This window comes from Ruegeria sp. BG5, from assembly GCF_056538425.1.
The window spans coordinates 53,397-67,088 of sequence record NZ_JBQFTC010000010.1; the positions used below are offsets into that span (position 1 = coordinate 53,397).

Consider the following 13,692-nt stretch of genomic DNA (forward strand, 5'->3'; position numbering starts at 1 on the left):
TAACAACGTGTTGGCTGGATCGGTTCGAAATGTTTTGATTTTTCAGTCGCTTCCCGCCATGTCAGATGAGTTGCAGCTGCCGTTTGCGCCGACCGCAGCCGCAAAGCGCGGCCCCATCAGGTCACAAATCTTCACACTACATCCACACCGCACTGAGACCTGAAATTCCGTAGGTTTCGCACTCATCTCCTTTTCGCCCCGGCCTCATCCGAAACGATAACCGGTTCCATGCACGGTGGCGATCAGATCACCATGCGGCGCAATCTTCTTGCGAAGCCTTGCCACATGCACGTCCACTGTGTTCGTCAACGGGTCCGCAGTCGCACCCCAGACTGAGTTAAGGATACGCTCCCTACTCATCACTTTGCCTTTATTTGTCATCAGCATCGTAAGTATGGCCATTTCTTTGACGGATAGGTCTTGACGTGCACCATCAACACGGACGCATTGTGCGTCTTTATCCAGGATTATTGGGCCTACGTTTTCTTCCGGCTCACAACACATCACCCAGGTCTTGCAGCGCCGCCTAAGAGCCGCAATCCGGGCCAATAACTCGTCAAAATCGAAAGGTTTGGCCAGATAATCATCCGCACCCTTTTCTAGACCTGCGATCTTTTCATGTGTCGATTCAAGGGCTGTCAGCATCAGGACCGGCGTGTAGTCCTTGCGAAATCGCATCTTGGTGCAAACTTCATGGCCCGAGATACCAGGCAACATGACATCCAATACGACCACGTCGAACTCGTTTTCTCCTAATAGCTCCAACGCCGTTTCGCCATCTTGTGCATGAGTTGGAATCATGCCCTCGGCTCTCAATCCGCGCACCAGAAAATCGGCAATCCCATCTTCGTCTTCAACTATCAAAATATTCATGAAACAGATCTCAATGGAGCGCGCAGTGGCAAGGATATCAGAACCTGCAATCCGCCGAACTCACTATCTGACAGTTTGACCAATCCGCCGTGAGCTTCAACTATGGATTTTACAATTGGCAAACCAAGCCCGTAGCCTGCATCGCGGTTCCCTCCTGCATTGGATCCCCGGTAAAAACGAGCAAATGCGTTTTGCTTCTCTGCATCACTCATACCTGGACCATTGTCTGCAACAGAAATCTCACATGTATCCCCGTTTTCACTAAGTGTTATGATAGTGGTTGTTGCCCCATGGTTATTGGCATTTTGAAGCACAGCCAGAAGTGCCTGGCGTAGACGAAGGCGGTCCACACTGACTGGAATAGACCCATCCGGTTCAGAAATTTCAGAAACAATTGGTGAGAGTGCAACCGCATCCTGGACGATCCTTGATAAGTTGCTCGCCTCTTTCTTGAGCTTCAGTTCGCCACTTTCTTGCCTGGATATCAAAAGCAGGTCGTCGACAATGGCCGATGTATGCTCCGCAGCGACTTTAGAACGGCGCAATGCCTCCTGGAGTTCACTAACCTCGGGCTGCCTGTTGCGCAGGGCAATGTCTGCTTCGCCGCGGATGATTGTAAGCGGCGTCTTCAATTCATGGCTGACATCAGCCAGAAGGCGTTGCCGCCCGCCAGACTGGACACGAGCCTCCTCTAAGAGCCGCTCCAGTTCACTCGTCCGCTGTTTCACGATGGTTTCAAGATCGGTGTTTTTATCTTCCAATATCTGGTGGCGCTCACTCACCTTTGTGGCCATGGAATTCAACAGAGCTGAGACTTGATCTATCTCTTGGCTTCCTGAAACAGCAATGCGCTTATCTAACTCTCCGCGCTCCATGCCTTCCACGCCGCTCAGCAGTCCTTGAAGCGGTTTGGTCACGTTGCGATGGAAAAACCGAATTGCCGCAAATGCCAGTCCTCCAGCAACTACAATAAACGCACCACCCATGGTTGTGACCAAAAGTACCTCTTGGCGAAGCTCTTCCCGTGTTTCCGCAACTTCTTCCTGCTCCTCGTCTAACGCCATTGTCATCAAGGCACGAAACCCAGCCTCGGTATCGTTGCCGAGCAGACCGACAAACGCCATCCAGCGGGTACTGGCTTCGTTAAGTGTTTGTATCTTCGTCCGGCGTTCAAAGTGCCGGATCAATACCTCGAGCTTTGTTTCCAGGCGTTCTAGAAGTTCCAGTTCTTCAATTTCTTCCTCGCCAACCATCTCAATCTCAGTTGCGATGATACCTCGGATCTCCGCGATATCTGACCGAATTTGGTCAGCGAGCGCGCGTGTTTCTGTTTCATCATCAACGTCGGGCGTCAAAAGCGTATTGCCGTAGTGCTTGAATAGCTGAAAACCGTTTGTGGACAGACGAAGATGTGCCTCATAAGAGGCCTGCGCCAGAGCCATACGCTCAATATGATTGCTGGTCCGGTCAATAGCCCAAAAGGCCAGACCACCGCTCAGTAGCGCAAGTAGAAACACTCCAAACGTATATCCAGTTACTACACTGGTCAGGCGCATTTTCTGTTGTCTCCCTCTACTATGCCATGACTGGCAGCCCGCTTCAGATCGCTGCACCCGTCCGAGAGCCAAACCTCCGTACCCGGCGCCTCCTTTGCTCCCAAGGTGTGCACGATGGTCGCACCGTTATTTCCAAGGTTCGGCAGAAGCCTATCGCGGTCAGCCAAATGCGACCAGACATAGCTCTGAATCACAATGCAAACTGGCTCTGCCAGTATCACTTGAACTACGGAAATCCTCAGTTTTTCAGTCGCGGTAAGATTGGTACCACGCTCGGTTACCGTCCCATCAAGACCACCAAGTCGGTCCATCAGTGAACCCAGACCATTCGCGCGCGCGCAGTCTTCTATCTCATGATCAGACGGACGACGCTTACAGCCAAGCGAGAGATTGCGACGAAGAGATCCCTTCAATAACGAAGGATCATCATTGACAAAACCAACCTGCAGTGTGGACCCAGATTCACCATCGAATTCCGCGGCCCAGCCGCTGGTCTCAGAACCAGATACGATGCAATGCATAGCGTCTACCGCGTCGTCAATCTCAAGGATCGAAAGACCAGTGACCTGGCCAGCTGGGCAGTAAAATCGTAGATCACCATCCTTCTTGAGCCACAAGCTCATCGGAGCGTCAACAGACGAACGTGATGGTTCCTCTTCGGTCGAGGCCAAAAGCGCCTCGCAGCGCGCTCGCGCCACGCTCCAAGCTACATATCGGTCCCAAACACCGATCATTTCTTTGATTGGCAGTGCAGCTATCCCCAAAACTGCTAACGCTCCAGCCGTTGTGCCCGGCGCAACCTCAAAATTAAGAGCAGTCCAAAGGATGGCCGCTCCACCGAAACCAAGACCTGCATCAGGCAAGGCTCGTAACAATGAGACGCGACGTATGCGACTAACCGAATTATCTGCGACCGCCCTGCCCTCTTTCTTCAAGCTCTTCAATTCGCGGCGCAATCGCCCAAGCCGGGTCAGAGCGTCCGACATCATGATCCGTTCCATCGCAAAGATTGCCAATTTGGCTCTGCTTTTTCTCAATCGCCTGTGGCGTCGGCGAAGAATTGTACCGAGTCCTACCATAAGCAGAACCGCAGCCAGCAGTGGGAGCGCACCCGCAGCAGCCAGGCGCGGATCAAGCCACCACAAGCAAGTAAATGCTGCAGGCGCAACCAAGGCCCCGACAATCAGCCGATGTACTCCCAATCCAACCCAGCCCCGGGCTGCGGTCATATCCCCAACAAAGCGCAAAGAGAGCCCGCCGACGCTTCTGCGATTTCGAACTTTCTGTGGAAGCCGCGCAATCGCCGAAAAGACGACTTCGCGCAGTTCAATAGCGAAAGAATGTCCAATGGCTTCAGCCTTTGTTCGCGCAAGCGCATTGCAAGTTGCCGTGGCAGCCGCCGAAAAACACAAGAGCCCCACCAGCATAAATGGAACATCAGCGCTTCCGTGCAGTGCTTCGAACAGGCCTCGTGTGGAAAGTGCCGCCAGAAACAGACATGCCGCCTGCAGTACACCGAGCATCACCATGGCGAAAATTGCCCGACCTCGTGGCCGGGCAAGAGGGTTAGGAAGCCTCAAATCACTCATGCGGCAACCGCTCCATCCGAATGTGTCTCAACTCGTTCATTCCGCATCAGGTGAGCGGTCAAATCGGTAACGACGCCAGGGGTACACAGTTCTTCCCGTGTCAAGATCGGCACTCCGGTGACATGGCCTGCTTCCCGCGCACCAAGTGCCGACAGGCTGACCTTGCCTGAGATAGCAAAGGGTGACAGGCCGCAGGTCGAGAGCAACTGCGTGCCGCCGACAGCGCCAAGTGCATCTGGAGCTGCGAAAAGCAGGCCATCCATGCGGCGGATGATTGAAGAGTCTTGCAGGATTTCGCGGGTTTCTTTCTGGAATACTCCGTCGGCAATCTCCACCACGGCCACCGTAGCACCACCTCGGGCCGCTTGCCCAACCAGCGTATCAAAGGACTGTTCGATATCTGCCAAGGGCACCCGGAAGGTGGAAGCATAGCCAGTATCAGTGAAATCACTCGCCGGGATGCCAGCATCCTCAAAGGCATTGAAGTCCCCGAAGGCTCCAGTACCTGTAGCTTTGATTCCAGCCACCTCATAGCCCGCGCGCATCAATCCATGTGCCAGACAGACAGCAGCGGTGGTTTTGCCCGCATTCATCGATGCGCCAAAAACACCAAACACCGTCATGTTTTCCGGCACGGTTGCGGCATCGATCGCATACCGGTCTATATTGACTACAATGCCGTGACGATCCGCCAGCGCACCTATGGGGCGCAGCTGTGTTGGTTTTGACATCGCGTGATGAGCAGCTTCAACTGTGCCCGCCAAGCCGCCACCAGCCAACAAATCGAGCATGTCGCCACTTAGCTTTGCGGCTCCTAGGAACTGATCCGGAGCGTAGCGGTCTCCGAGACAGACCACCACGAGATCGCCAGGATACATAACTGACAAGCGCTGATTTTCCTGCTGAATCTTCTTGTGCTGCCCAATACTGGCGACCTCACACAATATGAGGTCGCCAGCACGCAGGGTGGCTGGTGTGAGTGGGGCAAGCCCTGCGATGTCCGAACGCAACGCACGGCGTGTCGTGAACGCCCATTTGATTTTGTGCCGCACGGAAGCAAAATTGAGTGTCGCGTGGGTTTCCATGTGTTCCTCCTGAGCCGTGGATTGTATTGACAATCACACTTTGTCCGGAACGCGGTTGCAAAGCCTGACGCATGAGTGACGCACGCGTTAAGCAAATATTAACGAGATATGAACGAGCAACGGCCGTTGAAATTCCTCAGATCTGCAACAATGAAAAAAAGGTCAGCAGTGTTTTGTTAATAAAAAAACTGCTGCGGGTTACATCGTCGAACCACCGATCTTGTCGTTGAGAATCTCGAGTATTCTGTTTCTTTGTATTTTCCCTGATGGCCCTTTTGGCAATTCCGGCAAGACATGGACTTGATCGGGGGATTTGAATCGACCCAGCTTGGTTTCGCAAATCTGCAATAGGGTCAGCGACGTCAGTTCGGATCCGTCCCGGATTTTCACGGCGGCCTCAACGGTTTCACCATAGCTGCGACAGGGGCGCGCAAAAGCTGCGGCTTCAACAACGTCGGGATGGGAGTACAGCGCTTCGTCGATCTCACGCGGGGCGATATTTTCACCGCCTTTGATGATCAGTTCTTTCAGGCGGCCGGTGACATAGACGTACCCATCCTCATCCATACGCGCCAGATCACCCGTACGCAGCCAGCCATCGGCTGTAAAAGTACCTGCAGTCGCATCCGGGTTCTTGAGATATTCAAGCATGACGTTCGGTCCGCTTATAACCAGCTCACCTTCAGTCCCATGTGGAACCCGTTGCTGATTTAGGTCCAGAATCGCGGCGTTATTTCCGTACGCAACACCTGGTGAGCCGATCTTGCGCACGCCTGGCGGAAGGGGGTTTGACAGGATCTGCGCCGCAGTTTCTGTAAGCCCCATAGTTTCGATGATGGGAACCTCGAACCGCTCTTCAAATGCGCGTTGCACATCCGGGGCCAGCGCGGATGACGCGGACCGCCCGAACCGCAACTGCTGTCGTGTCTGGGCATCCGGGTTGTTGTCGGAATGCAGCAGATGAGAGATTATTGTCGGGACCACCGAAAACCAAGTAGCTTGCGTTTTCCCGACGTTGTCCCAGAACCGGCTTGCCGAAAACCGTTCGCACATGACCAGCGATCCACCCGAGACGAGCGTTCCCATCACCGTCACGCAAAGCCCGTTGATATGGTAGATCGGCAAAACACAGAAGCCACGGTCCGTGTCTGACAGCTCATGCGCGATAGCAGTGGTCCAGCCTCCAGCCAACAGGCTGGAATGGGTGTGAACGACACCTTTGGGACGGCCGGTTGTGCCCGAAGTGTACATGAGCAGGGCGTGATCATCGGGCGCCAAATCGTAAAGCTCGGCAGTGGCGTCACCGGCGTCGGTGACCTGCAAGGCCGTGGTCACTGCAGGATCGGCAGTTCGGTCAAACAACTCGGTTTGATCTGGGTGCACAAAGGCAAAGCGTGCGCCGCTGTGTTCAAGCGCGTAGGCTACGGCACTGTCGCCCGCAACAAGATTGATCATGGTTGCCCGGAACCCACCACACAGAACGCCGAATAAGGCAATCAGCGCCTCGCGGCAGTTAGGGTAAACAAGGGCGACACTCTCGCCTTTTTGCACGCCCAAGCGGGTCAACATGCTTGCAACGTTTCGGGACGAGCTGCTCAGCTCCGCCCAGCTCAGATCCGGTGCGCCATCGGGGAACACAAACCCGGTTCCGCCCTGATCGGCCCTACGGTCCAGCCAGTCGCGGACTGTGCCTTTTGGCGGTTCCATCATTGCCCGGTCTCCTGCCAATACGCGCCGAAAACATCCTCTAGCGCGGGTTCGCGCGGGGCTATTTCACGCACGACTTTGGTCGTTTGGACGAAGTGCCGCCAATGCAGGTTGGTATCGATTGAGTTCCCACCCCAACTGCCGCATCCCATAGAAAGCGAAAAGGGCATGCCATTGTTAAAGCTGCCACCAGTGGCAAATGTATGCGCTTGATTGACGATGACCCGGCAGGTCGGCAGGTCGCGACCAAGCTCAACCGCGCGCGTGTCGTCGCTGGTGTGAATGCCGACCGAGTGTCCGGCCCCCTGATGGGCTAAAATGCGCGCTGCGGTGGCTTTCGCGGCGGCATAGTCTGAGGCCCGATACAGGGCCAGAACGCGGCTTAGTTTCTCACCGGACAGGGGGTGATTGGGGCCGATGCCGTCGGTTTCGACCGCCAGAAACTTGGTGCCTTCGGGGACTTTCCCGGCCATTCCCAGCGCCTCAAGCATCTTGTCAGCGTCCTGAGCGATGGCTGACCGATTCAGGTGTCCGTCCGGCCAAAGGCGGGAAACGATCCCTGCTTCGTCAGAGGACGGAATCAGCGCGCCTCCCTCAGCTGCCATTGCGGCGACAAAGTCGTCATAGACCGCTTCTACAACAACGACGGCATTTTCGGACGAGCAGGAGGTCGCGTTGTCGAAACACTTCGAGGCCGTGATCTTGGCTGCGGCGGCCGCTAAGTCGGCGGTTTCATCGACTATCACCGTGACGTTGCCCGCACCAACCGCGACGGCGGGTGTCCCGCAGGACTGCGCCCGGTGCACGTTATTCTGGCTGCCGGTGCAAATAACCCGATCCGAGCCTTCCATCAGCCGTTGGGTTTTGGCCTTCGATCCCGGCGCGGGGAGCATTTGAACCAGATCCGCGTCCAGCCCCAGCTTTTCAAACTCGGCGTGAATGAAACTCAGCAGCAGCTCACAGGATGCGACACCTTTGGGCGAGGGCGCGACGACGATCGCGTTGCCGCCCTTCAGGGCATTGATAATGTTGTTGGCCGGAGTTGCAGCGGGATTGGTCGACGGGACGACCGCGCCGATTACGCCAATCGGGCGGGCGATTTCGGTGATGCCTGTTTCAGGATCGTCACTGATGACGCCGTAAGTCTTTGCCTCGGCAATATCGCGCAGCAGGCCGAGGGTCTTGCGATGGTTCTTGGTGATCTTGTCAGGGACATTGCCCAGCCCTGTGGTTTCCACGGCCAGCTCTGCCAACGCCCGATTGCGCGCGGGTTCCATGATCGCCCAACCCGCTGCCAGCGCCGCCTTGTCATAAAGTGTCTGGCTGCCTGCGGCTTCATAGGCGATCTGCGCCTTGCGCGCCTGCGCCATGATCCGGTCAACTTCGGCGATCTCGGGGGCTATCTCGTTCTGAGCGTTCATGTTCATCCTCGATGTGTTTTCCGGGGCGGACCAGACCCGCCCCGGTGGGGGTCGTTCAGAGGCCAGCCAGCAGTTCGTTCAGCGTCTGTTGGCGCTGCGCCCACATCTCGATCACTTCGTCACGTGTCATGATGTGCATGGGCGAGCCGCCCGCTTCCATCTTCTTGGTGACGCGCGAGTTGGCGAACATCTCGGGCACGGTGGCGGCCAGTTTTTCAATCACCTCTGGCGGCGTCCCTTTGGGCACCATTACACCGCGGAAGTTGACCGAGGAATTGTCGACGTCCAGCCCCTGTTCCATCATCGTCGGAACGTCGGGCAGGAACGCATTGCGCTCCAGATCGGCGACGCCAAGGATTTTGACGTTACCTGCCTCTTGCGCGCGGAAGGCATCGGACAGATTGTTGATGCCGCCCATGACTTCGCCGGCTATCACTGCTTTCATCGCCGCAGCTCCGCCGCCTTTGGTCGGGATGTAGGCCATCTTGGTTCCGGCGGCCTTGTCGATCTGCAGCGCCGCGATGTGGTGACCCACAAAAAGACCCGCGCCGGATACGGTCAGCTTGCCCGGGTTTTCCTTGGCGTAGGCCACGACGTCTTCCATCGAGTTGAACTCGCTATCCGCACCAACCACGAACACCGCCGGGTCTGCACCCCAGTTAGCAATAGGCTCAAAGCTGTCCGCCGAATACTCGACACCACCCTTGATCGACTGGGCGATGAAGTGGGGCACGTTATAGGCCGCCAAAGTGTAGCCGTCCGGATCAGCTTGCGTTGCGAACCAGTTCCATCCGACACGCCCGCCCGCACCGGGCTTGTTGATGATGGCGATGGGCATTCCCAGTGCATCCTCGTTCCCGGCGGTCATGGTTACAATCCGTGCCTGGAAATCGGTGGCCCCACCAGCCCCGTAGCTGACCATCATCATCAGCGGTCGTTCGGGATAGTCCTCTGCCGTTGCCGCGCCCGTCAGGCACGCCAGAGCCATTGCTGCCCCTGCAATCAATCTTTTCATTTTCCCTTTCCTCCCTGATTTGGTTCGACCACGCGCCTGCGGGATCAGAACAGAATTTCTCTTGGTGTGTAGACGTTCAAAAGCATCGCAAAGAGCCCGTACATCACTGTTACAAAGACTGCTGTGATGATCCCGCGCTTGATCCAGGTTTTGCCCTCGGAATGCGGTGCGGGGTCATAGATCGACAGCAGGATGAAAAAAGCGATGGTTGTTGCGGTGTAGAACCCCAGCGTTTTTGCGGCCCAGAACACGTAGATCGGTGTGACGATAAGACCGGGCAGCATGTTCACAAACATTGTCCGCGTCACGCCGTTGCCGATCTTGGACAAACCCATGACCGCCTTGCCAAATGTCCACCCGGCCAGCACCACAAAGACAGTTGCGATCAGACGCGGGAACAGGAATGCCTCGGCCGGTTGCTGGGTATAGCTGACCCAGGTCACCCAAAGGCCGACTGCAAATACCATACCCGACCCGAATATGTGCTGCGAGCGGTTCATGCCTGTGCCTCCTCTTTGGTGGTGTAGCGGCGGCTTCGCAGTTCCATCCAGGCTGAGTAGGCGATCGAGGCAAGAACCACTGCGATCAGGAACAGGTTCAACCCACCGGTCAGGAAGTACGACGCCTTACCGACGGTCGCGTCAGCGATCATTCCCCCTTGGATAAAGTTGGCTTCGGCGATGGGTCCTAGGATCAGTCCCAGCACCAGCGGCGCGGCCGAGAAGCCAAAGCGTTCCAGAAAGAACATGCCGATGCCCAGACAGGCCATGACATAGACGTCACCCATCGAGCCCTGAACGGAATAGGCCCCAAAGACCGACAGTGACAGAACGATAGCTGCCATGACGGATTGCGGAACCTGTGCGACTCGCGCCGCAAGCCCTGCAACGTAAAGGCCAAAGATGCACATCAGCACTTGGCCGATCAGCATCGAGTTGATGAAGGTCCAGGCGACGTCAGGATGATTGTCGAACAAATCCGAGCCCGGGAAGATCCCGTGGATCAGCAAGCCACCCAACAGCACGGCAGCGGTCGGGCTGCCGGGGATCGAAAGGGTCAATAGCGGAACCAACGACGGTCCGACCATAGCGTTGTTGGCAGATTCCGCAGCAATCACACCCTCGGAGTGCCCAGTGCCGAACTTGTCTTTCTCGGCCGAGAATTTCTTGGTCTGATCATAGGCCACGAGTCCCGCGATCTGTCCCCCGACGCCGGGGATAAGACCGATGATCGAACCGGTCAGCGTGCCGATGCTCAGCGCACGTGTGCGACTGAAAAGTTCGCGGAAGGCTGCGAGGACTGAGTGACGCTGTACTTCGATGACCTCGGCGCCCGTGTTGTTGCGACCCTTAGCAAACATCGTCAGCACCTGAGGTATCGCAAACAGGCCAATCAACGCGGCGATTATGTTGATGCCGCCACCCAGTGCTGGGTGAAAAATGAATCTCTGCGCGCCCATGATGTCGTCGAACCCGATTGTGGCCAGCCACAACCCGATACATCCCGACAGTAGGCCTTTGACCACCGAGGCGGAGTCAAGCGTGCCAATCACGGTCACGCCGAGAATGGCCAGCCAGAAAAGGTGTGACGGGCCAAAAGCCAGCGCCCATTTCGCCAGCACCGGGGTCAGGAAGATCAGCAGCAATACGCCAAAAATACCGCCAACCGCCGAGGCCAGAAAAGACAGTTGCAAAGCCCGCGCACCCTCCCCCTGTTTTGCCATGGTATGGCCGTCCAACGTTGTGGCGATATTTGCAGGCGCGCCGGGGATCTTCAGAAGTATGGCACTTACGGCACCTCCGGCAACGGTTGACGTATAGGCTGCCCCCAGCAGGATCAGACCCTGCGCCGCCTCAAGCTGGAAAGTAAACGGGATCAGAAGTGCGACAGCCATTGTCGGCGACAGGCCCGGCGTTGCCCCCAGGATCAGGCCGCCAATCGTGCCGCCCAACAGCAACAAAAACGACAACGGTGTGAAGACGTCTCCGAAGTAATAAATGAATTCCATTCAGGGCCTCCCAACCCATCGGTCCACACTTTTACTTTGTTGACAAATCAGGGTAGGCGATGAAAATAGTATTGCAAATGTTTTCATAAATTCGACCGAATGGAAGAATATTATGGCTAATTATCAAAAGGGTAAGGTGGATATTGTAGCGGTTGCAAAGGCCGCAAAAGTGTCACCGTCAACGGTGTCCCGCACCTTTAATCACCCCAATCTGGTCAACCCTGCGACTCGGAAGAAGATCAACCGAGCAGTGCAAAGGTTGGGATACATCCGAAACCGAGCAGCGCAGACGATGCACGGCAAAAGGTCAGGCACAATCGGTCTAGTCGTCCCTACCATCAACCACGCAATTTTCGCCGAAGTCATTCAGGCATTTTCAGATTCCATCGACAGTGCCGGGTTTACCCTTTTGCTGGCATCACACGGTTATAATCTCGACCGAGAATACGCGATGGTCCGCAAGCTGCTGGAGCATCGGATAGACGGGGTGGCGCTGGTAGGGCTGGAGCATTCTAAAGCCACTGTTCAGTTGATCAAGCAGCAGAGAACACCGGCGCTCGCTATATGGAACTACTCAAATGACTGCCCGCTTCCGTGTGTCGGAGCCGACAACCGCTTGGCCGGGCGCCTTGCGGCAGAACACCTGCTTGCATTGGAGCACCGTGACATTGGGCTGATCTTTCCCAAAACTACAGACAATGACCGGGCGCAAAATCGTCTTTCTGCCGTACGTGACGCGCTTTATGAAAAGGGTATTTCCATTCCGAATGAACGAGATTCTGAAGCCCCATACAGCATATCTCAGGCTAAGCAGGCGGCCACATCTCTTCTAACTGAACGTACTCGCCCTACCGCTTTACTTTGCGGAAACGACGTCATCGCACAGGGCGCTTTGTTTGCGGCCCAAAACCTTGGCTTGAAGGTTCCTAATGACCTGTCAATCATCGGTATTGGAGATTTCAAGGGGTCCGCGGATGTTGAGCCAGGGCTCACCACTATTCGCATTCCAGCAACAACCATTGGAAAACTCGCAGGCGAAAGATTCACCAATTATATTATGTCAGACGATCCAGATCACTTCAGTATCTGCTGCGAATTAGAGTGCGTCGTCAGAGGAACAACTGGTCCAGCGGTAGTATAGGTTCAACGTCAGAACAAAATTCTGGTCAACCTAATGCGAATGCCAAACCATAGTGAAGTCAAAACGTGGGGCTTGACCTGCATGCAGCAACAAGAAGCAAAATTACCGGAAATCTCTCCTGAAACAAGCGAAGCGATGTCGCCCGTAAACCAGTGGCTATTGAGCGCTGGTCGTGACAAGGCAAACGTTTGTGAGCTGTTAGAGTCCCTGAATGTCCGTCTGACCGCACTCGATATCCCACTTGTCAAAATGTTTGTCGGGGTGGAGCAACTCCACCCCGAACTATTTGCTGAAACCTATGTCTGGGATGCAAAGAAGGGTACGCAAATCCTTGCCCGCCCTCATGGAGCACAGCTATTGGATAGCTATAAAAATAGTCCTATTCCAAAAATACTTTCTGGTGTCCCGATGATACGGCTGCATGACTTGAGTATTGAGTATGCTTTTGGGCAATCCCTCAAGTCAGACGGCGCCACAGATGCCGTCTTTATGAGTTTGCGCTTCAGTCAAAATCGTCCACAGGTTCTGTGCTGCGCAACAGATCAGCCCTCGGGTTTCACTCCAAAACACGTCATGAAAATCGCATCACTTTTGCCAGCACTCGGATGTGTTGTTGAACTGCTCACAGCTCGCAGAACGGCTGTTCATCTTTTGGATGCTTACGTGGGGCATGATGCCGGTACCCGCATTCTGAATGGTGAAATCACGCGTGGGTCCGGTAAAACTCAAAGCGGGATCATATGGTTTTGCGACCTTGCCGGATTTACGTCAATGAGCGAAGCACTATCCAGTAGCGATTTGATTGGAATGCTAAATCAGTTTTTCGACGCTATGGCCAAACCGGTTGAAAAATACCAAGGTACAATTTTAAAGTTTTTGGGAGACGGCATTCTAGCGTTTTTTGCTTTGCCGGCAGACGTCGATGATCCTTCGAAAGTGTGCTCGTCGGTGTTAAATGCCGCGCGTGAAGCTTGCGAAAACGTAGATCGACTAAACTCCGACCGCAGTAATGTAGGAGATCCGCCGATTTCATTTGGGATTGGTTTGCACATTGGTGAAGTGCTTTATGGGAATGTGGGCGCGGTAAATAGACTTGACTTCACCGTGATTGGGTCTGCCGTGAACTACGCGGCGCGATTAGAAGCGATCACCCGCCGTACGAACTACCGCATTGTGGTGTCATCTGAGTTCGCTGCTCGTGTCAGCGAAACGTTGCCTTTGGTTGGCCTCTTTGAGCTGCCGGGCATTTGCGAACCGCAGCCCGTTCACGGCGCATTGTCGTGTTAACCGCCATTCG

General features: G+C 55.3%; 11 protein-coding genes. 2 read left to right on the forward strand and 9 right to left on the reverse strand.

Annotated elements, in window-relative coordinates; all coding sequences use genetic code 11:
• Positions 1-204: 204 nt before the first annotated feature.
• From ACR0KX_RS20230 to ACR0KX_RS20270, 9 genes are all read right to left on the reverse strand, one after another.
• Positions 205-873, reverse strand: coding sequence for a response regulator transcription factor (locus ACR0KX_RS20230; protein ID WP_170624874.1), 669 nt, complete (start codon positions 871-873; stop codon positions 205-207).
• Entirely contained in the window at positions 870-2,429 is a 1,560-nt protein-coding gene (locus ACR0KX_RS20235) for a sensor histidine kinase (RefSeq protein ID WP_170624873.1), read from the reverse strand. The genes ACR0KX_RS20230 and ACR0KX_RS20235 overlap by 4 nt, the downstream gene beginning before the upstream one ends.
• Positions 2,420-4,018, reverse strand: a complete 1,599-nt coding sequence (locus tag ACR0KX_RS20240; protein ID WP_170624872.1) for an ABC transporter ATP-binding protein — start codon at positions 4,016-4,018, stop codon at positions 2,420-2,422. The genes ACR0KX_RS20235 and ACR0KX_RS20240 overlap by 10 nt, the downstream gene beginning before the upstream one ends.
• Complete coding sequence (locus tag ACR0KX_RS20245) at positions 4,015-5,103, reverse strand: P-loop NTPase family protein (protein ID WP_170624871.1); 1,089 nt, start codon at positions 5,101-5,103, stop codon at positions 4,015-4,017. The genes ACR0KX_RS20240 and ACR0KX_RS20245 overlap by 4 nt, the downstream gene beginning before the upstream one ends.
• Before the next feature lie 198 nt (positions 5,104-5,301).
• The gene (locus ACR0KX_RS20250; RefSeq protein WP_170624870.1) at positions 5,302-6,813 is read right to left on the reverse strand and encodes an AMP-binding protein; all 1,512 of its coding nucleotides are present in this window, start codon (positions 6,811-6,813) and stop codon (positions 5,302-5,304) included.
• Complete coding sequence (sauS, locus tag ACR0KX_RS20255) at positions 6,810-8,231, reverse strand: acylating sulfoacetaldehyde dehydrogenase (protein WP_170624869.1); 1,422 nt, start codon at positions 8,229-8,231, stop codon at positions 6,810-6,812. The genes ACR0KX_RS20250 and sauS overlap by 4 nt, the downstream gene beginning before the upstream one ends.
• Positions 8,232-8,286: 55 nt before the next feature.
• Positions 8,287-9,246 (reverse strand): tripartite tricarboxylate transporter substrate binding protein, encoded by a 960-nt coding sequence (locus tag ACR0KX_RS20260; RefSeq protein ID WP_170624868.1) that lies wholly within the window; start codon positions 9,244-9,246, stop codon positions 8,287-8,289.
• Between the two features lie 44 nt (positions 9,247-9,290).
• On the reverse strand, positions 9,291-9,746 hold the full coding sequence (locus ACR0KX_RS20265; protein WP_170624867.1) for a tripartite tricarboxylate transporter TctB family protein: 456 nt from the start codon (positions 9,744-9,746) through the stop codon (positions 9,291-9,293).
• Positions 9,743-11,254, reverse strand: coding sequence for a tripartite tricarboxylate transporter permease (locus ACR0KX_RS20270; RefSeq protein ID WP_170624866.1), 1,512 nt, complete (start codon positions 11,252-11,254; stop codon positions 9,743-9,745). The genes ACR0KX_RS20265 and ACR0KX_RS20270 overlap by 4 nt, the downstream gene beginning before the upstream one ends.
• A gap of 112 nt (positions 11,255-11,366) precedes the next feature.
• Between ACR0KX_RS20270 and ACR0KX_RS20275 the strand changes: the two genes are divergently transcribed.
• Positions 11,367-12,395, forward strand: coding sequence for a LacI family DNA-binding transcriptional regulator (locus tag ACR0KX_RS20275; RefSeq protein WP_170624865.1), 1,029 nt, complete (start codon positions 11,367-11,369; stop codon positions 12,393-12,395).
• Between the two features lie 81 nt (positions 12,396-12,476).
• The gene (locus tag ACR0KX_RS20280) at positions 12,477-13,682 is read left to right on the forward strand and encodes an adenylate/guanylate cyclase domain-containing protein (RefSeq protein WP_170624864.1); all 1,206 of its coding nucleotides are present in this window, start codon (positions 12,477-12,479) and stop codon (positions 13,680-13,682) included.
• Positions 13,683-13,692: the final 10 nt, after the last annotated feature.

Coding starts and splice junctions, on each gene's coding strand:
- ACR0KX_RS20230 (WP_170624874.1), bottom strand. CDS start 873: ATGAATATTTTGATAGTTGAAGACGAAGATGGGATTGCCGATTTTCTG.
- ACR0KX_RS20235 (WP_170624873.1), bottom strand. CDS start 2,429: ATGCGCCTGACCAGTGTAGTAACTGGATATACGTTTGGAGTGTTTCTA.
- ACR0KX_RS20240 (WP_170624872.1), bottom strand. CDS start 4,018: ATGAGTGATTTGAGGCTTCCTAACCCTCTTGCCCGGCCACGAGGTCGG.
- ACR0KX_RS20245 (WP_170624871.1), bottom strand. CDS start 5,103: ATGGAAACCCACGCGACACTCAATTTTGCTTCCGTGCGGCACAAAATC.
- ACR0KX_RS20250 (WP_170624870.1), bottom strand. CDS start 6,813: ATGATGGAACCGCCAAAAGGCACAGTCCGCGACTGGCTGGACCGTAGG.
- sauS (WP_170624869.1), bottom strand. CDS start 8,231: ATGAACGCTCAGAACGAGATAGCCCCCGAGATCGCCGAAGTTGACCGG.
- ACR0KX_RS20260 (WP_170624868.1), bottom strand. CDS start 9,246: ATGAAAAGATTGATTGCAGGGGCAGCAATGGCTCTGGCGTGCCTGACG.
- ACR0KX_RS20265 (WP_170624867.1), bottom strand. CDS start 9,746: ATGAACCGCTCGCAGCACATATTCGGGTCGGGTATGGTATTTGCAGTC.
- ACR0KX_RS20270 (WP_170624866.1), bottom strand. CDS start 11,254: ATGGAATTCATTTATTACTTCGGAGACGTCTTCACACCGTTGTCGTTT.
- ACR0KX_RS20275 (WP_170624865.1), top strand. CDS start 11,367: ATGGCTAATTATCAAAAGGGTAAGGTGGATATTGTAGCGGTTGCAAAG.
- ACR0KX_RS20280 (WP_170624864.1), top strand. CDS start 12,477: ATGCAGCAACAAGAAGCAAAATTACCGGAAATCTCTCCTGAAACAAGC.